Annotated in this window: 22 protein-coding genes; 15 read left to right on the top strand and 7 right to left on the bottom strand. The window is 71.4% G+C overall.

What is annotated here, in order from left to right:
• The first annotated feature begins 193 nt into the window (after positions 1–193).
• From CFP66_RS09690 to CFP66_RS09680, 3 genes are all read left to right on the top strand, one after another.
• The gene (locus CFP66_RS09690; RefSeq protein WP_094922283.1) at positions 194–2,017 is read left to right on the top strand and encodes a phosphoenolpyruvate carboxykinase (GTP); all 1,824 of its coding nucleotides are present in this window, start codon (positions 194–196) and stop codon (positions 2,015–2,017) included.
• Positions 2,018–2,099: 82 nt separating this feature from the next.
• Positions 2,100–2,282: a DUF3311 domain-containing protein gene (locus CFP66_RS09685; RefSeq protein ID WP_094922281.1), complete on the top strand. Its 183-nt coding sequence runs from the start codon at positions 2,100–2,102 to the stop codon at positions 2,280–2,282.
• Between the two features lie 263 nt (positions 2,283–2,545).
• Positions 2,546–4,426, top strand: a complete 1,881-nt coding sequence (locus tag CFP66_RS09680; RefSeq protein WP_094922280.1) for a hypothetical protein — start codon at positions 2,546–2,548, stop codon at positions 4,424–4,426.
• Between the two features lie 6 nt (positions 4,427–4,432).
• Here the strand turns inward: CFP66_RS09680 and CFP66_RS09675 are convergent, their stop codons facing one another.
• A complete protein-coding gene (locus tag CFP66_RS09675; RefSeq protein WP_094922278.1) occupies positions 4,433–4,732 on the bottom strand; it encodes a hypothetical protein in 300 nt (99 codons plus the stop codon).
• 74 nt (positions 4,733–4,806) lie between these two features.
• Here CFP66_RS09675 and CFP66_RS09670 point away from each other — a divergent pair, with 74 nt between their 5' ends.
• The 4 genes from CFP66_RS09670 (at position 4,807) to CFP66_RS09655 (ending at position 7,534) form a co-directional block, all read left to right on the top strand.
• Complete coding sequence (locus CFP66_RS09670) at positions 4,807–5,388, top strand: peroxidase-related enzyme (RefSeq protein ID WP_094922276.1); 582 nt, start codon at positions 4,807–4,809, stop codon at positions 5,386–5,388.
• A gap of 63 nt (positions 5,389–5,451) precedes the next feature.
• Positions 5,452–6,555 carry a glycosyltransferase gene (locus CFP66_RS09665; RefSeq protein WP_094922275.1) on the top strand — a complete coding sequence of 368 codons (1,104 nt, stop codon included), beginning with the start codon at positions 5,452–5,454 and terminating at the stop codon, positions 6,553–6,555.
• Positions 6,534–7,031 (top strand): acyltransferase, encoded by a 498-nt coding sequence (locus tag CFP66_RS09660; RefSeq protein WP_094922273.1) that lies wholly within the window; start codon positions 6,534–6,536, stop codon positions 7,029–7,031. Before CFP66_RS09665 ends, CFP66_RS09660 begins: the two co-directional genes overlap by 22 nt.
• Positions 7,028–7,534 carry a methyltransferase domain-containing protein gene (locus CFP66_RS09655; RefSeq protein WP_094922272.1) on the top strand — a complete coding sequence of 169 codons (507 nt, stop codon included), beginning with the start codon at positions 7,028–7,030 and terminating at the stop codon, positions 7,532–7,534. Before CFP66_RS09660 ends, CFP66_RS09655 begins: the two co-directional genes overlap by 4 nt.
• Before the next feature lie 56 nt (positions 7,535–7,590).
• Here the strand turns inward: CFP66_RS09655 and CFP66_RS09650 are convergent, their stop codons facing one another.
• Complete coding sequence (locus CFP66_RS09650) at positions 7,591–8,346, bottom strand: SDR family NAD(P)-dependent oxidoreductase (RefSeq protein ID WP_094922270.1); 756 nt, start codon at positions 8,344–8,346, stop codon at positions 7,591–7,593.
• Positions 8,346–9,203, bottom strand: coding sequence for a fumarylacetoacetate hydrolase family protein (locus CFP66_RS09645; protein ID WP_094922268.1), 858 nt, complete (start codon positions 9,201–9,203; stop codon positions 8,346–8,348). Before CFP66_RS09645 ends, CFP66_RS09650 begins: the two co-directional genes overlap by 1 nt.
• A 243-nt stretch (positions 9,204–9,446) precedes the next feature.
• On the opposite strand from CFP66_RS09645, the gene CFP66_RS09640 reads away from it, so the two are divergent.
• The 7 genes from CFP66_RS09640 to CFP66_RS09610 are packed head-to-tail and all read left to right on the top strand — an operon-like array spanning position 9,447 to position 16,492.
• On the top strand, positions 9,447–10,775 hold the full coding sequence (locus CFP66_RS09640; RefSeq protein WP_369804996.1) for an enolase C-terminal domain-like protein: 1,329 nt from the start codon (positions 9,447–9,449) through the stop codon (positions 10,773–10,775).
• Positions 10,768–11,724: an aldo/keto reductase gene (locus CFP66_RS09635; protein ID WP_094922265.1), complete on the top strand. Its 957-nt coding sequence runs from the start codon at positions 10,768–10,770 to the stop codon at positions 11,722–11,724. Before CFP66_RS09640 ends, CFP66_RS09635 begins: the two co-directional genes overlap by 8 nt.
• On the top strand, positions 11,721–12,557 hold the full coding sequence (locus CFP66_RS09630; protein ID WP_094922264.1) for an amidohydrolase: 837 nt from the start codon (positions 11,721–11,723) through the stop codon (positions 12,555–12,557). The genes CFP66_RS09635 and CFP66_RS09630 overlap by 4 nt, the downstream gene beginning before the upstream one ends.
• A gap of 9 nt (positions 12,558–12,566) precedes the next feature.
• Positions 12,567–12,968 (top strand): RbsD/FucU family protein, encoded by a 402-nt coding sequence (locus CFP66_RS09625; RefSeq protein WP_094922262.1) that lies wholly within the window; start codon positions 12,567–12,569, stop codon positions 12,966–12,968.
• Positions 12,965–14,482: a sugar ABC transporter ATP-binding protein gene (locus tag CFP66_RS09620; RefSeq protein ID WP_233159260.1), complete on the top strand. Its 1,518-nt coding sequence runs from the start codon at positions 12,965–12,967 to the stop codon at positions 14,480–14,482. The genes CFP66_RS09625 and CFP66_RS09620 overlap by 4 nt, the downstream gene beginning before the upstream one ends.
• Positions 14,479–15,486, top strand: a complete 1,008-nt coding sequence (locus CFP66_RS09615) for an ABC transporter permease (protein ID WP_198961334.1) — start codon at positions 14,479–14,481, stop codon at positions 15,484–15,486. The genes CFP66_RS09620 and CFP66_RS09615 overlap by 4 nt, the downstream gene beginning before the upstream one ends.
• Before the next feature lie 31 nt (positions 15,487–15,517).
• Positions 15,518–16,492: an ABC transporter substrate-binding protein gene (locus CFP66_RS09610; RefSeq protein WP_094922261.1), complete on the top strand. Its 975-nt coding sequence runs from the start codon at positions 15,518–15,520 to the stop codon at positions 16,490–16,492.
• Between the two features lie 87 nt (positions 16,493–16,579).
• On the opposite strand, the gene CFP66_RS09605 is transcribed toward CFP66_RS09610, so the two are convergent.
• Positions 16,580–17,254, bottom strand: coding sequence for a FadR/GntR family transcriptional regulator (locus CFP66_RS09605; protein ID WP_094922259.1), 675 nt, complete (start codon positions 17,252–17,254; stop codon positions 16,580–16,582).
• 53 nt (positions 17,255–17,307) lie between these two features.
• On the opposite strand from CFP66_RS09605, the gene CFP66_RS09600 reads away from it, so the two are divergent.
• Entirely contained in the window at positions 17,308–18,453 is a 1,146-nt protein-coding gene (locus tag CFP66_RS09600; protein WP_094922258.1) for an AAA family ATPase, read from the top strand.
• A 566-nt stretch (positions 18,454–19,019) separates the two neighbouring features.
• On the opposite strand, the gene CFP66_RS09595 is transcribed toward CFP66_RS09600, so the two are convergent.
• Genes CFP66_RS09595 through CFP66_RS09585 form a run of 3 tightly spaced genes read right to left on the bottom strand, consistent with a single transcriptional unit; the run spans position 19,020 to position 21,393 of the window.
• A complete protein-coding gene (locus tag CFP66_RS09595; RefSeq protein WP_094922256.1) occupies positions 19,020–19,772 on the bottom strand; it encodes an amino acid ABC transporter ATP-binding protein in 753 nt (250 codons plus the stop codon).
• Positions 19,769–20,578, bottom strand: a complete 810-nt coding sequence (locus tag CFP66_RS09590; RefSeq protein WP_094922255.1) for an amino acid ABC transporter permease — start codon at positions 20,576–20,578, stop codon at positions 19,769–19,771. The genes CFP66_RS09595 and CFP66_RS09590 overlap by 4 nt, the downstream gene beginning before the upstream one ends.
• 8 nt (positions 20,579–20,586) lie before the next feature.
• Positions 20,587–21,393, bottom strand: coding sequence for a basic amino acid ABC transporter substrate-binding protein (locus CFP66_RS09585; protein ID WP_094922253.1), 807 nt, complete (start codon positions 21,391–21,393; stop codon positions 20,587–20,589).
• Positions 21,394–21,593: the final 200 nt, after the last annotated feature.

Raw genomic sequence — 21,593 nt, 5'->3', positions numbered from 1 at the left:
GAAAGCGCTTCCTATTGTTCTGAATCGATTACCTGATCGGTCCTGTGAGTCAGTCGACAGCAGTCAGAGGTGGGGGAATCGAAGTTCCGCAGGTACCGTCGGGTCCCATCTCTCACCAGCACACCCGTTCCGATTCGGTCGGGTGTGCGCAGCATTTCCGGGGGCCGGGAAGCCGGCGAGGAGCGAGGACGATATGACTGCGATGACCGTGTCGGGGATCGACGGAGCGCCCACGACGAACGCTCGACTGCTGTCCTGGGTGCGCAACGTCGCGGAGCTGACCACGCCGGACCGGGTGGTGTGGTGCGACGGGTCCGACGAGGAGTGGGACCGGATGACGGCGCAGCTCGTCGAGGCGGGCACGTTCGTCAAGCTGAACGAGGCGAAGAAACCGAATTCTTTCTGGGCCGCCTCGGACCCCGATGACGTCGCTCGCGTCGAGGAGCGCACCTTCATCTGCACGGCCGAGGAGGTCGGCGCCGGCCCGACCAACAACTGGGTCGCTCCGGCCGAGATGAAGAACACGATGACCGAGCTGTACCGCGGGTGCATGCGGGGCCGCACGATGTACGTGATCCCGTTCTGCATGGGCCCGGCCGACGCGGATCCGCCGATGCTCGGCGTCGAGATCACCGACTCCGAGTACGTCGTCACCTCGATGAAGATCATGACCCGCATGGGTGCGTCGATCCTGCCGCTCTTCGCCGACCGCGGCGACTCGTTCGTGAAGTGCCTGCACTCGGTCGGCGCGCCGCTCGAGGCCGGGCAGCAGGACGTGGCGTGGCCCTGCAGCGACACGAAGTACATCAGCCACTTCCCCGAGACCCGGGAGATCTGGAGCTACGGCTCCGGCTACGGCGGCAACGCCCTGCTGGGCAAGAAGTGCTACGCGCTGCGGATCGCCTCGGCGATCGCCCACGACGAGGGCTGGCTCGCCGAGCACATGCTGATCCTCAAGCTGATCTCGCCCCAGGAGAAGGTCTACTTCGTGGCGGCGGCGTTCCCGTCCGCGTGCGGCAAGACGAACCTCGCGATGCTGCAGCCCACCGTGCCGGGCTGGCGCGCCGAGACCGTCGGCGACGACATCGCCTGGATGCGCTTCGGCGAGGACGGCCGCCTCTACGCGGTCAACCCGGAGTTCGGCTTCTTCGGCGTGGCTCCGGGCACGAACTGGAAGACCAACCCGAACGCGATGCGCACGATCGAGCAGGGCAACTCGCTGTTCACCAACGTGGCCCTCACCGACGACGGCGACGTGTGGTGGGAGGGCCTCGAGGGCGACCCGCAGCACCTGACGTCCTGGCTCGGCGAGGACTGGACCCCGGACTCGGAGAAGCCCGCCGCCCACCCCAACTCGCGCTACACCACCCCGATCGCGCAGTGCCCGGTCGTGGCACCGGAGTGGGACGACCCGAAGGGCGTGCCGATCTCGGCGATCTTCTTCGGCGGGCGCCGCAAGACGACGGTGCCGCTGATCACCGAGTCGCGGGACTGGCAGCACGGCACCTTCATGGGGGCCACGATGTCGAGCGAGAAGACCGCCGCCGCGGCGGGCGGCCTCGGCCAGGTGCGGCGCGACCCGATGGCGATGCTGCCGTTCCTGGGCTACAACGCCGGCGAGTACTTCCAGCACTGGGTGAACGTCGGCAAGGGCGCCGACGCCGACAAGCTGCCGCGGATCTTCTACGTCAACTGGTTCCGCCGCGGCGAGGACGGGCGCTTCCTGTGGCCGGGCTTCGGCGAGAACTCGCGCGTGCTCAAGTGGGCCGTCGAGCGGATCGAAGGCACGGCGGCGGCCGCCGAGACCGCGATCGGCTACGTCCCGAGCGCCGACGAGCTCGACCTGGACGGGCTCGACGTGGTGCGCGAGGACATCGAGGCGGCTCTCGAGGTGGACGTCGAGGAGTGGAAGGCGGAGCTCCCGCTCATCGAGGAGTGGTTCGACAAGATCGGTGAGAGCCTTCCGACGTCGATGCGTGACGAGCTGGAGGCGTTGAAGCTGCGCCTGGGCGCCTGACCGACCACCTTGGAGCCGTACTGCTGTCCTGTGGAAATCAGCAGTACGGCTCCAAGGTGTGTTCCGGGCCTAGCATGGCTGCGTGGACCAGCGGGCTTCGGCTTGGCACCTGCTCCTGCTCGTCCCGTTCCTCGTCCTCGTCACGCCGTGGGTCAACACCGTGGAACCGAGGCTGTTCGGGATGCCGTTCTTCTACTGGTCCCAGTTCGCCTGGATCCCCGTGACCGCCGGCTGCCTGGCCGTGGTGTACGTCCGCTCGCGATGATCACGGAGAGTATGCGGCGACCACGACCGTTCACCGCGTGAGAACTACCGCTTGTCGAGTAGTGCCGCATCGTCTGCGCACCGGCGCCGTTTACGGCGCCTCGTCTTCCGTTCGAGGCCCGCTCGCCCCGGCCGGGAGCGCCGGACGCCGCTCGGTGACCGGCAACGGCTGTCGTCTCCCGGACCGCGGGTGCAACATTCGGTCGGCGCCCACGATACGAAGGGTGACCATCGTCGGATGGCGGTGGCAGCGGAGGTGACCCAGTGCTCGAAGTCGGACCGACGGACCAGGACGGCGAGGACGACGCCGACCTCGCCGTCTTCGTCGACCGTCTCGCGGCCGCGGGATCGGACCAGTCCACCACGGACGCCCAGACGCACATCCGCCGGGTGATCGCGGCCGGCTCGCCGCCGCCCGGGTTGCGCCGGCTGGCCGAGGCGCTCGCCGCCTCCGTGGCCGAGCTCCCGCCCTCGCCGCGGCGCCCGGCCGAGGACCCCGCCTCCGTCGTCGCTGCGATGCGCGACAACGCGCTGGTGGTCCTCGAGGACTTCGACACCGCTGCAGCTGCGGCCGCCATCGCCGCGCTGATCGCCGACGGGCGGCGGGTGATCGTCACGGGCGCCACGCCCGCCGAGGTCGCCGGCGTCCGCTCGGCCCTACCGCCGGACGCGGCCGACCGCGCGCTCCCGCACCTGCCGGCTCTCACCCCTGCCGAGCTGCGGGAGCTGCGCCGGCTCCTGGCCACCTCCACACCGGGACGCAGGGCGCGCCCGGGTCAGGAGCTGCCGCCGGAGTCCTCGTTGCCCGATCGTGGCGGCGTGGCGCAGCTGTGCGCCGAGGCGCTGCGGCACACGGGGGAGGACGCCGGGGCCTGGATGGTGCCCACGCTGCTGGCCGACCTCGACGAGGGCCGCCGCTCGGCCGTCACGTCCGTGGCCCGGGGCGTGTACGGCTCGCTCGGCTCGATGCCCGGCCACGCCGGGAGCGAGTGGACCTGGCGGTTGCTGTCCGAGCTGATCCACGGGGGTCGTCGGGCGGAGTTCGACCAGCTGGTGGATGACATCGCACGGGTGACCGCGGCGCTCGACCGCACCCGTACGGATCCGCCGGTGTCGTTCTCGGCGGCTCCCCCGCCCGGCGCGGTCGCGGTGCTCCTGCGCTATCGGGAGTTCCTCGCAGGCGGTGGCCGCACGCGCGCGTACTTCCGCTCCGCGGTGCAGCGCGAGGCCCAGCCGGTGCTCGACGTCGTGCGGGTGGGTGAGCGCCGGCCGGAGAACGAGGCCGACATCGACCAGGTGATCGACTACCTGGATCTGGTGGACCGCCAGATCCAGGTCGATGCCGCGTGCTCCGAGCTCGGCGTTCCGGTGCCGGGCGACGAGGACGAGCTGGCGGAGATCGCCGACGGCCTCGCCAAGGTCGCCGGCGCGGCGCGTTCGGTGGCGGCACTGCGCCACGACGTCCTGTTCCTCGCGCCCGACTCGCCGCTGGCGGTCCCCGATGTGGAGACCGCCGAGGAGATCGCGATCGCGATCATCGAGTACGCCGACCACGGCTCCGCGGTCGCGGCGGCCCGCAAGCTCGACCTCCTGGCCGCGGCGCTGGCCGACTGCAGCCCGGTGGCCGCGACGGCACCGGAGCACGAGCAGGCCGTCACCGCGCTGCGCGAGCGCGACGCCGAGGGTTACGCGGCCGCCGTCGAGGCCCTCGGGGCGGCGCGGCGTGAGGCGCGCGACGAGGCGCAGCGCCTGGAGCTGCTGGAACGGCTGCGGGAGGGCGCGCCTCGCCTCGCCGAGGCCTGGTCGGCGCTCGCCGAGGTCGAGCCCGCTGCGCTCGGCATCGCCTCGTTCGTGCCGGTGGCGCCGCTGCTCTCCGCGCTCCCGGCGCCCGACAGCGCCGACATCGTGCTCGTACTGGGCGCGAGCGGGCTCGGGGTCGAGCGGCTGCTGCTCGCCGCCGTCGCGCCACGGCTGGTCGCCGTGGTCGGCCCGGGTGACACCCGCGACGACTCGCCGAGCCTGCTGAGCGTGCTCCAGCGCGCGTCGGCGCTGGTCATCCGCGGCCCGGCGAGGCGTGGCCAGGTCCTGCCGTTCAGCGGGGGCGCGCCGCGCTCGGCCGCGCCGGTGGGCCAGGCGGGGGCCTGAGGCACGTCAGACCGTCACACGGTCCAGCAGCTCGATCGGGTCGCTGCCGTCGGCGTCGTGCTGCCAGTGGCCGGTGCCGACGGGCCGGTCGAGCAGCCACCCGCCCGTGCGGCGCCGCAGCCGTGCCATCGGGGTGGCCGACCAGGCCGCGCCGAGCTCCGGGTACGCGGGGGCCCTGCGCTCGAGGATCGTGACGTCGTCCCCGTGGATGGTGTAGGCGATCTGGCGCTGCTCGCGCTCGGCAGCGGGGATCCGGGCGGCGCACCACCGCGACAACCGTGTGCGTATCTCCTCGGGCACGGCCATGCCCCGATCGTCCCGGTCGGGCGGACTGCCGTCGAGCGCTATCAGCGGGACTCGCCACGCCCTAACCTGGACCCATGACGTCTCCGCAGGTCAGCCGGTTCGGCCACGTCGAGTTAGAGGACTTCCCGGAGGATCTCCGTGTTCGGGTCGGTGCCGTGTCGGAGAAATCCGGGTTCGTGCCGAACGTGTTCCGGGCGCTGGCGCGCAGACCCGCGGAGTTGCGGGCCTTCCTGGACTACCACGACGCGTTGATGGACTCCGACGACGGCCTGAGCCGGGCCGAGCGCGAGCTGGTGGTCGTGGCGACGTCGGGCGCGAACCACTGCACGTACTGCGTGGTCGCCCACGGCGCGATCCTGCGGGTGCGCACGAAGGATGCCGAGATCGCCGACCTCGTCGCCAGCAATCCGTGGGGTGTGGAGCTGAGCACGAGGGAGCGGGCGATCGTCGACCTCGCGTTGATGATCGCCACCGACTCCGCGTCGCTGACCGACGCGGAGCTGGACGACGCGCGCGCGGCGGGCCTGTCCGACGACGAGATCTGGGACGTCGGCGCGATCACGGCGCTGTTCGCGATGTCCAACCGGCTCGCCCACCTGACGGCCCTGCGGCCGAACCCGGAGTTCTTCCTGATGGGCAGGCTGCCCCGGTCCTGACGCCGCACCGGCGCGCAACCGCGCGTACACGTGCCCGTGACGGAGAACGGAGACGATCTGACGATGTCGAAGCTCTCCGGGAAGCGGGCGGCGATCGTGTCCTACCGCCTCGGGATGGCCGACGGGGTGTCGGTCACCGCGGCACAGTGGGTCACTGCCCTGCACCGCCTCGGTATGCAGGTGCGCACGGTCGCCGGTGACGGCAATCCGGACGTGCGCGTGCCCGGCCTCGCGCTCGACGCCCCACGCCCGCCCACGCGGCCCGCGCTGGCCACGGTGCTCGACGACGTCGACGTCGTGATCGCCGACAACGTGTGCTCGCTGCCGATGAACCGTGCGGCCGGCGACGCCGTGGCGGACTACCTGCGGGGCCGGCCCGCGGTCCTGCGCCACCACGACCTGCCGTGGGAGCGCGAGCGCTACGCCGCCGTCACCTCGTGGCCGCCCGACGACGCGGCGTGGCGCCACGTCACGGTCAACGAGCTCGCCCGCCATGCCCTCGCCGCGCGCCGCGGCATCGCGGCCGCCACCGTCTACCACGGGTTCTCCGAGCATCCGCGTCCCGAGGAGCGCGACGCGGTGCGTTCCCGGCTGGGGGTGGGTGACCGGCTGCTCGTGCTGCAGCCCACCCGTGCGATCCCGCGTAAGAACGTGGACGCCGGGCTGGGGATCGCCGAGTCCCTCGGGGCGGTCTTCTGGCTCACCGGTCCCGCCGAGGACGGCTACGCCGATGCGCTCACGCGGCTGCTCGCCCGCACCCGGGTGCCGGTGCGCCGCAGGCTCCCGGCGGGCGTCGACATGGCCGCGGCCTACGCCGCCTGCGACGCCGTGGTGCTGCCGTCCTCGTGGGAGGGCTTCGGGCTGCCGCTGGTCGAGGCGGCCCTGCACCGCAAGCCGATCGCGGTGGGCGGGTTCCCGGTGGCACGTGAGCTCGCGACCTTCGGTTTCCGCTGGTTCCCGGCCGACGACCCCGCGCGGCTGCGCGCGTGGCTCGCCGACCCCGATCCCGCGCTGCTCGACCACAACCAGCAGATCGCGGAGACCCGCTTCGGCATCGACGCCCTCGCGCGCCGGCTCGAGTGGCTGCTGTCCGGGCCTGCGGTGTGCCACCATGCTGGCACTGCCGGTGACGACGGGGGCCAACGATGCGACTGCGTGACCGCCTGATCGCCCGGGTCCTGCGCGGCCCGGTCGAGGCGCTGGTCGCGGAGGAGGTGGCCCGGCAGGTGCGGGAGCGCAAGCTCGACGCGCTCTACTCCTACCGCTGGCACGGCGACCGCGCCCGGCTGCACATCCCCGACACCGCCGTGGTCAACAACGCCCTGTTCAACATGTCCGGCGGCACGATCACGCTGGGCGAGTACGCGTTCTTCGGCCACGACGTCGCCGTCCTCACCGGCACCCACGACATCACGCAGTTCGGGCGCGACCGCCAGCTCGCCTTCCCCCGCTCCGGCCGGGATGTCGTGATCGGCGAGGGCACGTGGTTGGCCAGCCACGTCCTCGTGCTCGGGCCGGTGACGATCGGCGAGCACGCCGTGGTGGCCGGGGGCTCGCTCGTGCGGGAGGACGTGGAGCCCTACACGGTGGTGGCCGGGCGCCCCGCGAAGGTCGTCAAGAAGATCGGCCGTCCCGGCTCGTGAAGCTCGAGATCGGTGCCGGGGAGAAGCCGCACCCCGGCTACGACCTGCACGTGGACATGCTGGCGCTCCCGGGGATAGCCGTGCGCTGCGCGGCCGACGCGCTGCCGTTCGCCACCGGGTCGCTGGCCGCGCTGCGCGCCAACCACGTGCTGGAGCACCAGAGTTACGAGCTGGTGCAGGAGACCCTGCGGGAGTGGGCCCGGGTGCTGCGCCCCGGTGCACCGGTGGACATCGGAGTGCCGGACGCGAAGTTCGTGGCCGCGCAGTGGGTGCGCGGGGAGGTCGACACCGCGGAGGCGAACCACTGGATCCTCGGCGGGCACTCCGAACGCGCGGCGCACCGGGGCACCGACGCGCGCGGCGTGCCCTTGTGGATCTGGAACGCCCACCACACCCTGTTCGACGCCGAGTCGCTGCGCGCGGCGGTGGAGGCGTGCTTCGTGGTGGAGGAGCTGTTCACCTACGACATCCGCAACCTGCGGCTGCACGGGCGCAAGCCCTGACCGTCTACGATCGGCCCGTTCGTCCGATGGGTTCGGACGAACGGGCCGGATCGTAGCTACGCCTTCGGCCGCAGCCGCAGCTCCTGCATCCCGCCGTCCACCGCGAGCACCACCCCGGTCGTGGACGTCGAGCGCGGGTTCGCCAGGTAGGCGACCGCGTCGGCCACCTCGTCGGCCGACACCAGCCGCCCGTGCGGCTGGCGCGCCGCCAGCGCGGCGCGCTCCGCGGCCGGGTCGTCGGCGCTGTCCAGGAGGCGCCCCACCCAGGGGGTGTCCGCCGTTCCGGGTGCCACGCCGCAGACGCGGATGCCCTCGCCCAGGTGGTCGGCGGCCATCGCGCGGGTGAGCGCGTGCACCGCGCCCTTGCTGGCGCTGTAGGCCGCGCGCTGCGGGATGCCGGCCGTCGCCGCGATCGAACCGGTGTTGACGATCGCTGCGGACGGCGAGCGGCGCAGCGCCGGCAGCGCCGCCCGGCTCGTGCGGACGATCCCGAGCAGGTTGACGTCCAGGACCCGGTGCCACTCGTCGTCGGGGTTGTCCGCGACGGTGCCCTGCGACCCGATCCCGGCGTTGTTGACCAGGATGTCGAGCCGGTCCCACTCCTGCAGCACGCGATCGACCGCGGCGCGCACCGAGGTGTCGTCGGTGACGTCGGCCTGCACGGCCAGCGTTCCCTCCGGCGGGTTGCTCACGTCCCGGTCGAACACGGCCACGCGCGCGCCACCGGCCGCGAGCCGCCGCGCGATCGCGGCGCCGATCCCCGACGCCCCGCCGGTGACCGCCGCGACCAGACCGTCGAAGTCGCCCGCCATCAGCGGGTCCCGTCGACGAGCGCGTGCCGCTGCCGGCCGAGGCCCTCGACCTCGATCTCCACGACGTCGCCCGCGGTCAGGAACGGGAAGCGGCCGGACAGGGCGACACCCTGCGGCGTGCCGGTGATCACCAGGTCGCCCGGTTCCAGGGTCATGTACTGCGAGAGGTGCCAGACGATGAACTCGACGTCGAAGATCATGTCCTTCGTCGTGGAGTCCTGGCGGGGTTCGCCGTTGACCCAGCTGCGCAGGCGCAGGTTGCGGTGGTCGACCTCGTCCGGCGTGACCAGCCACGGGCCGGTCGGGCAGAAGCCGGGCGCGCACTTGCCCTTGCTCCACTGCCCGCCCGAGATCTCGATCTGGGCGTGGCGCTCCGAGAGGTCGTCGGCCACCACGAAGCCGGCGACGTGGGCGAGGCTCTGCTCGGGCGAGTCGAGGTAGGCCGCGGTCGAGGAGATCACGATGCCGAGCTCGACCTCCCAGTCGACCTTGGCCTGGGCGCTGCGCGGCATCGCGACGTCGTCGTCGGGGCCGCCCACGGTGTTGGGCGTCTTGAAGAAGACGACCGGGTTCTCCGGCGGCGCCGCACCCGACTCCGCAGCGTGGGCCGCGTAGTTCATCCCGATGCAGACCACGGCTCCGGGACGGGCGACGGGGGAGCCCACGCGCAGGTCCGACGCGCCGTCCAGGGCCGGCAGCGAGCCGGCCTCCGCGGCGGCGCGCACGTCGGCGACACCGCCCCGGGCGAGGAAGCCGCCGTCGATGTCGCGGGCGAGTCCGCGCAGGTCGTAGGTCCCGGTGTCGGTGACGAGGGCGGGGATCTCGGCTCCGACAGGTCCGAGGCGGGCGAGCTTCATCGGCGGCTCCTCACCGGTCGAGGTGATCGAAAGAAAGATCTGATGTCCGAGGGGGAACCTACCGGCCGCGCGGGCCGGAATCGACCGGGCAGGCGCGGTGATCTCGAGTATCGGTTGCTCATCGTCGTGGTGACAGCAATGTGCAACCGATACTTCGGATCTTCACCCTCGGGGAGCGGGGTGGACCTGCGGGAATTCGCGACCCAACCGCGACCTGATCGTTCTTGACCGGCCATACATCCGATGTCTACGGTGGGCCGCGCATCGCCGACGAAGGGACTGCGCGTGGGCCGCATCACCGCTCTGGAGACCGCGGACGTGCGGTTCCCGACCTCGCTCGAACTCGACGGGTCGGATGCGATGAACCCCGACCCGGACTACTCCGCGGCCTACGTCCGGATCGTCACCGACGCCGCGGACGGGCTCGCCGGGCACGGCTTCGTCTTCACCATCGGCCGGGGCAACGACGTGCAGGTCGCGGCGATCGAGGCGCTCGCCGGGCACCTCGTCGGCCGCGACGTCGACGCGCTGCTCGCCGACATGGGTGGCACCTGGCGCGAACTCGTGCACGACTCGCAGCTGCGCTGGCTGGGCCCGGAGAAGGGCGTCATGCACATGGCGATCGGCGCGGTCGTCAACGCCCTGTGGGACCTGCGGGCCAAGCGGGAGGGCCGCCCGCTGTGGCAGGTCCTCGCCGCGATGACGCCCGAGCAGCTCGTCGACCTCGTCGACTTCCGCTACCTCAGCGACGCGCTGACCCGCGAGCAGGCGCTGGAGATCCTGCGGGCGGCCGAGCCGGGGCGCGCGGAGCGGGAGGCGCGGCTGCTGCGCGAGGGCTACCCCGCCTACACGACCACGCCGGGCTGGCTGGGCTACGACGACGAGAAGCTCGACCGGCTCTGCCGGGAGGCGGTGGCCGAGGGCTTCGACCAGATCAAGCTCAAGGTCGGTGGCGACCTCGCCGACGACGTGCGCCGGCTGCGGATCGCCCGTGACGCGGTCGGCCCCGAGGTGCGCATCGCCGTGGACGCCAACCAGCGCTGGGACGTCGCCGACGCGATCGCGTGGATCAAGGAGCTGGAGGGCTTCGACCTCGCCTGGGTGGAGGAGCCCACCAGCCCCGACGACGTGCTCGGGCACGCCGCCATCGCGCGCGGCATCGCCCCGATCCCGGTGGCGACCGGCGAGCACATGGCCAACCGCGTGCTGGCCAAGCAGTTCCTCGCCGCCGACGCGCTGGCGGTCCTGCAGATCGACGCCACCCGCGTGGCGGGTGTCAACGAGAACATCGCGATGCTGCTGCTCGCGGCGAGGTTCGGGGTGCGGGTCTGCCCGCACGCGGGCGGCGTCGGGCTGTGCGAGGCCGTCCAGCACCTGGCGATGCTCGACTACGTGGCGGTGTCGGGGCGCATCGACGGACGCATGATCGAGTTCGTCGACCACCTGCACGAGCACTTCGTCACGCCGGTCCAGGTCGCCGGTGGGCGCTACCGGGCGCCGACCGAACCCGGAGCGGGAACCGAGATGCACGCGGCGTCGCTCGCCGGGCATACGGTGTCCACCGATGAATGATCTCGCCCTCGGCGCGCTGGGATTCGGTGGCGCCAACCTCGGCAACCTGTTCACCGCGATGTCCGACGAGCAGGCGCACGCCGTGCTGGAGCAGGCGTGGGAGTGCGGAATCCGCTACTTCGACACCGCCCCGCACTACGGCCTCGGCGTGGCCGAGCGGCGGCTCGGAGCGTTCCTCGCCGGCAAGCCGCGCGAGGAATTCGTCATCTCGACGAAAGCCGGCAGGCTGCTCCGTCCCAGCCCGGAAACATCAGATGAGTGGGACGAGGAAGGCGGCTTCGTCGTCCCCGCCGACCGGCGCCGGGTGTGGGATGTCTCCCCCGACGGCGTGCGCCGCAGCCTCGACGAGTCGCTGGAGCGGCTCGGCCTCGACCGGGTCGACGTGCTGTTCCTGCACGATCCCGACGAGTACGACGACATGGAGGGCTCGGTCCGCGCGGCCGTCCCGGGCCTGGTCGCGCTGCGCGACGAGGGCCTCGTGCGGGCGGTGGGGATCGGGTCGAAGTCCGTGGCCGCGCACCTCGCGGGCGTACGCGAAGGCGGGCTCGACCTGCTCATGGTGGCGGGGCGCTACACGCTGCTGGAGCAGCCCGCCGCCGCAGAGCTGCTGCCCGAGTGCCGGGAACGCGGCGTCGGTGTGGTGGTGGCCGGCGCGTTCAACTCCGGCCTGCTGTCCACCCCGCACCCGGCCGACGGTGCCCACTACGAGTACGGCGACGCGCCCGCCGAGGTGATCGCCCGCGCGGAGCGGCTCGCCGCCGTCTGCGCCGAGCACGGGGTGGAGCTGCCGGCCGCCGCGTTGCAGTTCCCGCTGCGGGAACCGGCGGTTCGTTCGGTCGTGCTGGGAGCCACGGAGCCCGCCCACGTGCGCCAGAACGTGGCTCGGGCGGCCGTGCCGATCCCCGCCGAGCTGTGGGAGCACCTCACCGCGCAGGGGCTCCTGCCGTGATCGACGCCCACCTGCACCTGTGGGACCTGCAGCGCAGCAACTACTCCTGGATCACCCCGGAGCTCGGCCCGCTGCACACCACGATCCGGGCGGAGCGCGCCGAGGCCGAGCTGCGCGCGGCAGGCGTCACGCACGCGGTGCTGGTGCAGGCCGAGGACTCGGTCACCGACACCGAGTTCATGCTGGACGTCGCGGCCGCCCACGGCTGGGTGGCCGGTGTCGTCGGCTGGGTGCAGCTCGACGACCCGGCGCTCGCCCAAGCCCAGCTCGACCGGTTCTCGGGCGACCCGGCGTTCCGCGGGGTGCGCCACCTCGTGCACGACGACCCGCGCGACGACTTCCTCGCCCTGCCGTCCGTGCGCACGTCGCTGGGCCTGCTCGCCGAGCGCGGCCTGCCCTTCGACGTGCCCGACGCGTGGCCGCGCCACCTCACCGCCACCGCGGAGCTGGCCGGGGCGCTGCCCGGGCTCACGGTCGTGCTCGACCACCTCGGCAAGCCGCCGCACGGGAAGCCGGACCTCCCGCGGTGGCGCGAGGCGTTCGCCGCCGTCGCCGCGCGCCCCAACACCGTGGCCAAGGTGTCCGGGCTGCAGGTGGCCGGCGAGCCGTTCACCGTGGCCGCCATCCGGCCGGCGTGGGAGACGGCGCTGGAGCTGTTCGGCCCGGACCGTCTGCTGTGGGGCAGCGACTGGCCGATGACGCTGCTCACGGCGGGCTACGCCGGCACCTGGGAGGTCATGTCCCAGCTGGTCGGGGAGCTGACCGCCGAGGAGCAGAACAAGATCCTCGCGGCCACGGCCCGGCGGGTCTACGGTCTCGCTGCGAACTCCTGAGGAGGATCTGTGCTCTCGGGCATCCACCCGCTCCTGACCGGGCCGCTGCTCGCCCACCTCGATGCGATGGGTCATTCCGACGCCGTCGTGCTGGCCGACGCGCACTTCCCCGCGCACCGGCTCGGTTCGCGCGTGCTCGACCTGCCCGGCGTCACGACACCGGACCTCATGGCCGCGATCCGGACGGTGGTGCCGCTGGACGACGCGCCCGCCGTCGACCTCATGGCCACCCCGGACGGGGAGCGGCTGCCCGTGCAGGAGGAGCTGGCGGCCGCGGCCGGCACCACCGACGTGCGCTTCCTCGACCGGTTCGGGTTCTACGAGGCCGCCGCGCCCGCCTACCTGATCGTGCGCACCGGCGAGACCCGGGTCTACGGCAACGCGATCCTGCGCAAGGGCGTCGTGACGTGAGCAGCGAGCTGCTCCTGGCGGCCCGGGGCGTCGGGAAGAGCTTCCCCGGCGTGCGGGCGCTGCAGGACATGCACCTGGAGCTGCGCCGCGGCGAGGTGCTGGCGCTCGTGGGCGAGAACGGCGCCGGCAAGTCGACGTTGATGAAGCTGCTGTCGGGCATCTACACCGCCGACGAGGGCGAGTTCCTCCTCGACGGGAAGCCGCTGCAGGTCAGCGGCCCGCGGGACGCGCTGGAGCAGGGCATCAGCATCATCCACCAGGAGTTCAACCTGATGCCCGACCTCACGGTCGCGCAGAACATCTTCATCGGCCGCGAGCCCCGCGCCGGACGGGTGTTCCTGGCCGACCGCGCGCTCGAGGCGAAGGCGGCCGAGCTGCTGGACCGGCTGCACCTGCCGCTGCGGCCCGGGCAGCGGGTCGGCGACCTCACGGTGGCCAAGCAGCAGATGGTCGAGATCGCGAAGGCGCTGTCCTACGACGCCCGCATCCTGATCATGGATGAGCCCACGGCGGCGTTGAACGACGCCGAGGTGCAGGTGCTGCACGACCTGATCCGCCGCTTCCGGACGCCGGACACCGCCGTCATCTACATCTCGCACCGGATGGACGAGCTGAAGGCGATCAGCGACCGCATCACGGTGATCCGCGACGGTCGCTACGTCGACACGCTGGAGACGGCGACCACGACGATGCCCGAGGTCATCGCCCGCATGGTCGGGCGGGAGATCGCGGGTGGCGCCGGGCCGGAGGGGGTGCGCGAGGACCGGCCCGTCGTGCTCGCGGTCGACCGGCTCAGCACGAAGGAGCTGCTGAAGGAGGTCTCGTTCGAGCTGCGGGAAGGCGAGATCCTGGGCTTCGCGGGGCTGATGGGCGCCGGGCGCACCGAGGTGGCCCGTGCGCTCGTGGGCGCCGACCCGGTCGCGTCCGGCACGGTCACGCTGCGCGGGAGGCCGGTGCGCATCACCAACCCGGCCGAGGCCGCCAAGCACCGCATCGGCTACCTGTCCGAGGACCGCAAGCAGCTCGGGCTGCTGCTCGAGCAGGACGTCAACGCCAACATCGGGCTGAGCTCGGTGAAGGAGAAGTTCCAGTCCTTCGGGTTCGTGCGCGCGAAGGCCATGCGGGCGCGGTCGCGCGAGCTGGTGGACGGCCTGCGCATCCGCACCCCGTCGGTCGACCAGACGGCCAAGTTCCTCTCCGGCGGCAACCAGCAGAAGGTCGTCATCGCGAAGTGGCTGGTCAAGGACTGCGACATCCTGATCTTCGATGAGCCGACCCGCGGGATCGACGTGGGCGCCAAGGAAGAGATCTACCGGCTGCTCAACGACCTCGCCGCCCAGGGAAAGTCGATCATCATGATCTCCTCCGAGCTGCCGGAGGTGCTGCGGATGTCGCACCGCATCGTCGTCATGAGCGAGGGACGGGTCACCGGGCAGCTCGACGCCGCCGAAGCCACCCAGGAGAGCGTCATGCACTACGCAACGCTGCGTCCCGACACGGAGGTCCTGACGTGACCACCCCCGCGGCCACCGACGAGGAGCAGCGCAGCGCAGCGCCCGATGCGGTGCGGCGTTCGCTGCGCGCGGGCCTGCAGCAGTTCCTCGCCTTCGCGAGCCTGCTGGCGATCTTCGCGTTCTTCTCGATCGTCGACCCGAACTTCTTCAACTACGGCAACATCACCAACATCCTGTTCTCGACCGTCGTGATCGGGACGCTGGCCCTGGGCACCACGTTCGTGATCATCACGGGCGGCATCGACCTGTCGATCGGCACCGGGATGGCGCTCTGCGCCGTCATGTCCGGGGTGCTGATCGTGAACAGCGGGCTGCCGATGCCGCTCGGGGTGCTCGGCGCGATCCTCTTCGGCGGGCTGATCGGGCTGGTCAACGGCCTCAACGTGGCCGTGCTCGGGCTGCCGCCCTTCATCGCGACGCTCGCGATGATGATGGTGGCGCAGGGGCTCGCCCTCGTCCTCTCCGACAGCGCGCCGATCTACTTCGACCAGACCCCGTCCTACATCGACATCTCGATCGGCAGCCTGATCCCGGGCACCGACTTCCCCAACGCGGTGCTCGTCCTGGCGCTGGCCGCGGTGATCGCCGGCGTGCTGCTGAACAAGACGGTGCTCGGGCGCTACACCTACTCGATCGGCAGCAACGAGGAGGCCACCGCGCTCTCGGGGATCGACGTGCGCCGCTGGAAGATCCTCATCTACACCCTCGCCGGCCTGTTCACGGGCCTTGCGGGCGTGCTGATCTCGGCGCGGTTGGGCTCCGCCCAGCCCGCCACCGGCATGGGGTACGAGCTGCAGGCGATCGCGGCCGTCGTCATCGGCGGCACCTCCCTCTCCGGGGGCAAGGGCTCGATCATCGGTACGGTCATCGGCGCTCTGATCATCTCCGTGCTCAACAACGGGCTGCAGATCATGCTGATCCCCCAGGAGTGGCAGAACGTCATCCTCGGCTGCGTGATCCTGCTCGCCGTCTACGCGGACCGCGCGCGCAAGCGCGCGACCTGACAACCGTTCGACCAAGGGAGTTCGATCGACCATGCGGATCCACCGGATCGGAGCGGCCGTCGCGACGGCCGCGTTCGCCCTGACCGCCGCGGCGTGCGGCGGCGGGTCGGACGCGGGCGGGGGTGGCGGCGAGGCCGACCAGCCCTACGTCGCGATCGTGTCCAAGGGCTTCCAGCACCAGTTCTGGCAGGCCGTGAAGCAGGGCGCCGAGCAGGAGGCGGCCCGCCAGGGCGTGCGGATCAGCTTCGAGGGCCCGGCCACCGAGGCCGACATCGAGGCCCAGGTGACGATGCTGACGAACGCGCTGGGCCGCCAGCCCGACGTCATCGGCTTCGCTGCCCTCGACTCCCGGGCCGCGGCGCCGCTGCTGCAGCAGGCGCAGAGCCGCGACATCCCGGTCATCGCCTTCGACTCGGGCGTCGACAGCGACATCCCGCTCACCACCGCCGCCACCGACAACAAGGCCGCCGCGGCCGAGGCCGCGAAGCACATGGCCGAGGCGGTCGGCGGCACCGGCAAGGTCGCGCTCGTCGTGCACGACCAGACCAGCAAGTCCGGCACCGACCGGCGCGACGGCTTCACCGAGTGGATGCAGGCCAACGCGCCCGGCATCCAGCTGCTGGAGCCGCAGTACGGCGGTGGCGACCAGGCGAAGTCCGCCGACATCACCAAGGCGATCATCGCGTCGAACCCGGACCTGAAGGGCATCTACGGGTCGAACGAGGGCTCGGCGATCGGCGTCGTCCGGGGCGTGCAGGAGAGCGGTGTGCAGGGCCTCACCGTCGTCGGCTTCGACTCCGGCGCGGCGCAGGTCGAGGCGATCCGCAGCGGCACGATGCTCGGCGCGATCACGCAGAACCCGGTCGGCATGGGCGAGCAGCTCGTCGACGCGGCGGTGAAGGCCACGCGCGGCGAGCAGCTGCCACCCGTGATCGACACCGGCTTCTTCTGGTACGACCAGAGCAACATCGACAGCCCGGAGATCCAGGAGGTCCTCTACCAGTAGGCCTCCCGCGTCCGGCGCGGCATTGCAGCAAAGCCACTTTCACGCAACCTCGTTGCAGGAAAGTGGCTTTGCTGCAACCAGGGGCCCTCAGCCCAGGGCTCTGCGCACCCATTCCGTCACGCCGTTGATGTGCACCGTCGCATGTGCCGCCGCAAGGGGCGCGTCGCCTCGGGCCAGCGCGTCGACGATCGCCTGGTGCTCGGTGAGGGTGCGGGTCACCGCGCCCTCCTCGGACAGGCCGCGCCAGATGCGCGCGCGCATCGTGCTGCTGGACAGCGTCTCCAGCAGGCTGGTCAGGTAGGCGTTGCCCGCCAGCTCGGTGATGTAGCGGTGGAAGACGCCGTCGTGCGCAACGAGGTCGTCCACCGACGTCGTGGCGTGCACCTGGGAGAGCAGGCCGTGCAGGTGCTCGACGTCGCCCGCCGACGCCCGCGCGGCCGCCAGACCGGTGGCGGCCGGCTCCAGGATCCGGCGCACCTCGAACAGTTCGAGCACCGACGCGTCCTGGTGGATGTCGGCCACGAACGACATCGCGTCGAGCAGGAGGTCGGGGGTCAGGCTGGTGACGTAGGTGCCGTCGCCGCGCCGCACGTCGAGCACACGGATGACCTCCAGCGCCTTGACCGCCTCGCGCAGGGAGCTCCGGGAGAGCCCGAGCGCCTCGGAGAGCTCCTTCTCCGGCGGGAGCCGGTCGCCGGGGCGCAGCTCACCGGACCGGATCATCGCCTTGATCTTCAGGATCGCCTCGTCGGTGACGGCCACCAGTGGAGTCTGCCAGGCGGCCCGCTGTCGGTGTCCCCGGTTAGCGTGCCCGCGTGCTGACAACGCTTGCCGTCGAGAACTACCGCTCCCTGCGCGATCTGGTGCTGCCGCTCTCCCGGCTCACGGTGGTCACCGGGGCGAACGGGAGCGGCAAGTCCAGCCTGTACAAGGCGCTGCGGCTGCTCGCCGACGCCGCGCGCGACGGGGCGGTGGCCGCGCTCGCGCGGGAGGGCGGGCTGCCCTCGGCGCTGTGGGCGGGGCCGGAGACCGTCGGCGCGGTGCGGGGCACACGGCGCACGAAGGCGGTGGGCCTGCGGCTCGGGTTCTCCGGCGACGAGTTCGGCTACGCGCTCGACCTCGGGATGCCGATCCCGGGGGAGACCGCCTTCAACCGCGACCCCGAGTTCAAGCGCGAGTGCGTGTGGAGCGGCCCGGTGCTGCGGCCCGCCGCGCTGCTCGCCGACCGCGGAGGACCGGTCGTGCGGGGGCGCGAGCCGAGTGGCGCGTGGGGCCGCGAGCAGCACCGGATAGGGCTCACCGACAGCCTGCTCACCGCGTTCGCCGATCCGAGGATCTCGCCCGAGGTGCTGGTGGTCCGCGAGCGCATCCGGTCCTGGCGGTTCTACGACCACTTCCGCACCGACGCCGACGCGCCCGCCCGGCAGGCGCGGGTGGGCACCCGCACCCCGGTGCTCGACCACGACGGCGCCGACCTGGCGGCCGCCCTGCAGACCATCCGAGAGGTCGGCGACCCGGCGGAACTGGCCGCCGCCGTGGACGACGCGTTCCCCGGCTCCCGGCTCGAGGTGGCCGCAGCGGAGGACGGCCGCTTCGCGCTGCAGTTCCACCAGCCCAGGCTGCTGCGCCCGCTGAGTGCCGCGGAGCTGTCCGACGGCACGCTGCGCTACCTGCTGTGGGTGGCGGCGCTATTGAGCCCCCGCCCGCCGGAGCTGCTGGTGCTCAACGAGCCGGAGACCAGCCTGCACCCGGACCTGCTGCCCGCCCTGGCCGCGCTGATCGCCGCCGCAGCGGCACGCACCCAGGTCGTGGTCGTCACGCACGCCCTGCCGCTGGTGCGCGCCCTCGAGGCGGTCGGCGACGACTCCGCGCTGCTGGAGCTGGAGAAGGAGGACAGCGCCACGGTCCTGGCCGGCCAGGGCCTGCTGGACCGGCCGTCGTGGCACTGGCCGAAGCGCTGACAACCGGGCCCGGTGGACGGACACCGACCAACGCCGCAGCAGAACGTTCACTATTGCAAACGATCCGTCCCAACTGCTTGGCGTAGGTCAGACATGCATCTATCGTCGCCACTGCGACTAGTAATCCAGCCGTAGAAAGTTTCCGCACGTAGGCCGCTCACGAGGAGCGCTGGAGGTTGGATATTAGGAGTCCATCGGGCGGATTCTTCGATCTACAGCAGCTTACGTTTGAAAAATGGGGGAGATTCTGATGAGGGTGCTTGCAAGTAAGGCCGTCGCGGCAGTGCTGACATCGGCAGCAGGTGTCATCGTCGGTCTCGTGGTAGCGGCCACTCCTGCGTCTGCCGCCTCTTCCGGTGTCCTCCAGCAGGGTGTCTGTGAAGGGTACAATTGTCTCTCAAGTGGATACGGATACGAGTCCGAATGCCGCCAGTCTCAGAGTAACTTCGCCAGGCATTGGCGCATCGTTGTTCCCTGCTTCGCCACGATTGATAGCTGGGGCTTCACCTATACAGCTCGATAGGAAAATCAGTTGTTCGTCCAGTTATAGTGTATCGATGGTAGGGTCAGACCTCGGCCGTGCCGTGCAGCACCCGGGCGAGGAACGTGCGCGTCCGCTCCTGCTGCGGGTTGCCGACCACGTCGGCAGGCGGGCCCTCCTCCACGATCACGCCGCCGTCGATGAACAGCACGCGGTCGGCCACCTCGCGGGCGAACTGGATCTCGTGGGTCACCACGAGCATGGTCATGCCCTCCCGGGCGAGGCCCCGCATGACGTCGAGGACGTCGCCCACCAGTTCGGGGTCGAGCGAGGACGTGGGCTCGTCGAAGAGCATGACCGTCGGGTCCATGGACAGCGCGCGGGCGATCGCCACGCGCTGCTGCTGGCCGCCGGAGAGCTGGCGGGGCATCGCGTTCTCCCGGTTCGCGAGCCCCACCCGCTCGAGGTTCTCCCGGGCCACCCGCTCGGCGTCCTGCTGGCTGCGCCCGAGCACGCGGCGCTGGGCGATGGTGAGGTTCTTCAGCACCGAGAGGTGCGCGAACAGGTTGAACTGCTGGAACACCATGCCGGTGGTACGCCGCGCGGCGTCGATGTCGACGTCCGGGTCGGTCATCTCGTGGTCGCCCACGACGACCGTGCCGCCGGTGGGCACCTCGAGCAGGTTCACGCAGCGCAGCAGCGTGGACTTGCCGGACCCGGACGGGCCGATGATGCAGACCACCTCGCCGCGGGCGACCTCGAGGTCGATCCCGCGCAGCACGTGGTTGCTGCCGAAGGACTTGTGCAGGTCCGTGACGCGGACCACGGTGTCGGTCATACCTCGGCGCCCTTCGGCATGCCCGCGCTGCCGAACCGGCGCTCCAGGCGGCGCGCGAGGTACGAGAGCGGAATCGTGATGATCAGGTAGCAGAGCCCCACGACGAGCAGGGGGGTGAGGCTCTTCACCTCGTTCAAAGCGGCGCGGCCGAACTGGGCGAGTTCCTGCTGCGTCAGGGTGGTGCCGAGCAGGAACGCCAGCGAGGAGTCCTTGGTCAGCAGGATCAGCTCGTTGGTCAGCGGCGGCAGGACGATGCGGAACGCCTGCGGGATCACGATGAACACCATCGTGCGCGCCGGCGACATCCCGAGCGAGCGCGCCGCCTCCACCTGGCCGGGCGGCACCGCCTGGATGCCGGCGCGGATGGTCTCGGCGATGTAGGCGGAGCCGACCATGCCGAGGGCGAGCGTGATGGCGAGCGTGCGGTCGAGATTGGTTCCGGGGAAGGCCAACGGGATGCCGAACCCGATCGCGATGAACACGAGCAGGGCGGGCAGCCCGCGGAAGAACTCGATGTACGCCCCGGCGACCCCGCGGTAGACGGCGATCGACGACAGACGCATGAGGGCCAGTACGAGGCCGAGTGCGAGCGCGAGGAGGAAACCCAGCGCGGTGAAGACCACCGTGTTGCGCAGCGCGATGATGATGACGTCGGGGAACAGGCTCGCCGCGACCTCGAGGTCGAAGAAGGCGCGGCCGATCGTGCCCCAGTCGGCGGTGAACGCGACGACCAGCGCGACCGCGACCGCGATCCCGTACTGGACGCCGCGCCACGCCTGGGCCCGTTGGCGTCGGGTGAGTGCCATGCGGGGGGTCAGCCCTGGCTCGGGGCCTGGCCGAACCACTTCTCGTAGATCCGGTCGTAGCTCCCGTCGGCCCGCGAGGCGGCGATGGTCTCGTTGATCGCCGCCAGCAGGGCGGTGTTGCCCTTGCGGACGCCGATCCCGTACTGCTCGTCGGTGCGGAATTCCGCGGTGACGGCGAGGCCCGGGTTCTTCTTCGCGAAGTCCAGCAGCGGGCCGTTGTCGGCGATCGCCGCCTCGACGGTGCCGGTCTGCACCGCAGTGGTCAGCAGCCCGAGGTCCTCGAAGACGACGATCTCGGCGCCTGCGATGTTCTCCTGCGCGTACAGCTGGCCGGTCGTGCTGTTCTGCACGCCCACCTTCTTCCCCGCGAGCTGGGCCGGGTCGGCGATCCCGGAGGCCTCCTGCACCAGCAGGGCCTGCGTGGCGTCGAAGTAGGGGTCGGAGAAGTCGATGTTCTGCTTGCGCTCCTCGGTGATCGTCATCGCCGCGGCGCCGAGGTCGCACTGGCCGGAGTCGAACGCGGCCCCGGACTGGATGCCGTCGAACGGCATGTCGATGATCTGCTGCTCGACCCCGAGCTTGGCGGCCACCAGGTCGACCATCTCGACGTCGAAGCCGACGATCTCCGCGCCGTCCTGGAACTGGAACGGCTCGTACGGCAGGTGCGTGCAGGTGGTCAGCGCGCCGTCGTTCACCAGCTCCACGCCTCCGGCGGCCGGGGCCGCGTCGTCACCTCCACCCCCGCATCCCGCGAGGACGACGGCGAGCGCGGCTGCGCCGAGCGCGATCGGGATGGAACGACGGATGGCGGGCACGGGGACCTCCTCGTGGGCGGTGAGTACGCGGGGATGCTGCCATCCGGCGGCTTCCAGGACACCTCTGAGTCGGTCACTGTTGTGTGACGTCACCCTGAGTGATTCATCGCCGCGGACCTGTGAGGACCAGGACTAGGTTGGGTACTCCTGGAACCAGCAGACACCGCAGGCGCGTTGTCCGCGATGAGTGCACCTACCAC

Origin of the sequence: Pseudonocardia sp. MH-G8 (genome assembly GCF_002262885.1) — a bacterium.
In the GTDB taxonomy this organism is placed as follows: Bacteria; Actinomycetota; Actinomycetes; order Mycobacteriales; family Pseudonocardiaceae; genus Pseudonocardia.
The sequence above is the reverse complement of the archived record's forward strand: the minus strand, read 5'-3'. Positions and strand labels throughout refer to the sequence as shown.

Excerpts from the sequence above, each read along its gene's own strand:
- CFP66_RS09690 (WP_094922283.1), top strand. The coding sequence starts at position 194 with ATGACTGCGATGACCGTGTCGGGGATCGACGGAGCGCCCACGACGAAC.
- CFP66_RS09675 (WP_094922278.1), bottom strand. The coding sequence starts at position 4,732 with ATGGCCGTGCCCGAGGAGATACGCACACGGTTGTCGCGGTGGTGCGCC.
- CFP66_RS09670 (WP_094922276.1), top strand. The coding sequence starts at position 4,807 with ATGACGTCTCCGCAGGTCAGCCGGTTCGGCCACGTCGAGTTAGAGGAC.
- CFP66_RS09665 (WP_094922275.1), top strand. The coding sequence starts at position 5,452 with ATGTCGAAGCTCTCCGGGAAGCGGGCGGCGATCGTGTCCTACCGCCTC.
- CFP66_RS09660 (WP_094922273.1), top strand. The coding sequence starts at position 6,534 with ATGCGACTGCGTGACCGCCTGATCGCCCGGGTCCTGCGCGGCCCGGTC.
- CFP66_RS09650 (WP_094922270.1), bottom strand. The coding sequence starts at position 8,346 with ATGGCGGGCGACTTCGACGGTCTGGTCGCGGCGGTCACCGGCGGGGCG.
- CFP66_RS09645 (WP_094922268.1), bottom strand. The coding sequence starts at position 9,203 with ATGAAGCTCGCCCGCCTCGGACCTGTCGGAGCCGAGATCCCCGCCCTC.
- CFP66_RS09640 (WP_369804996.1), top strand. The coding sequence starts at position 9,447 with ATGTCTACGGTGGGCCGCGCATCGCCGACGAAGGGACTGCGCGTGGGC.
- CFP66_RS09635 (WP_094922265.1), top strand. The coding sequence starts at position 10,768 with ATGAATGATCTCGCCCTCGGCGCGCTGGGATTCGGTGGCGCCAACCTC.
- CFP66_RS09610 (WP_094922261.1), top strand. The coding sequence starts at position 15,518 with ATGCGGATCCACCGGATCGGAGCGGCCGTCGCGACGGCCGCGTTCGCC.
- CFP66_RS09595 (WP_094922256.1), bottom strand. The coding sequence starts at position 19,772 with ATGACCGACACCGTGGTCCGCGTCACGGACCTGCACAAGTCCTTCGGC.
- CFP66_RS09590 (WP_094922255.1), bottom strand. The coding sequence starts at position 20,578 with ATGGCACTCACCCGACGCCAACGGGCCCAGGCGTGGCGCGGCGTCCAG.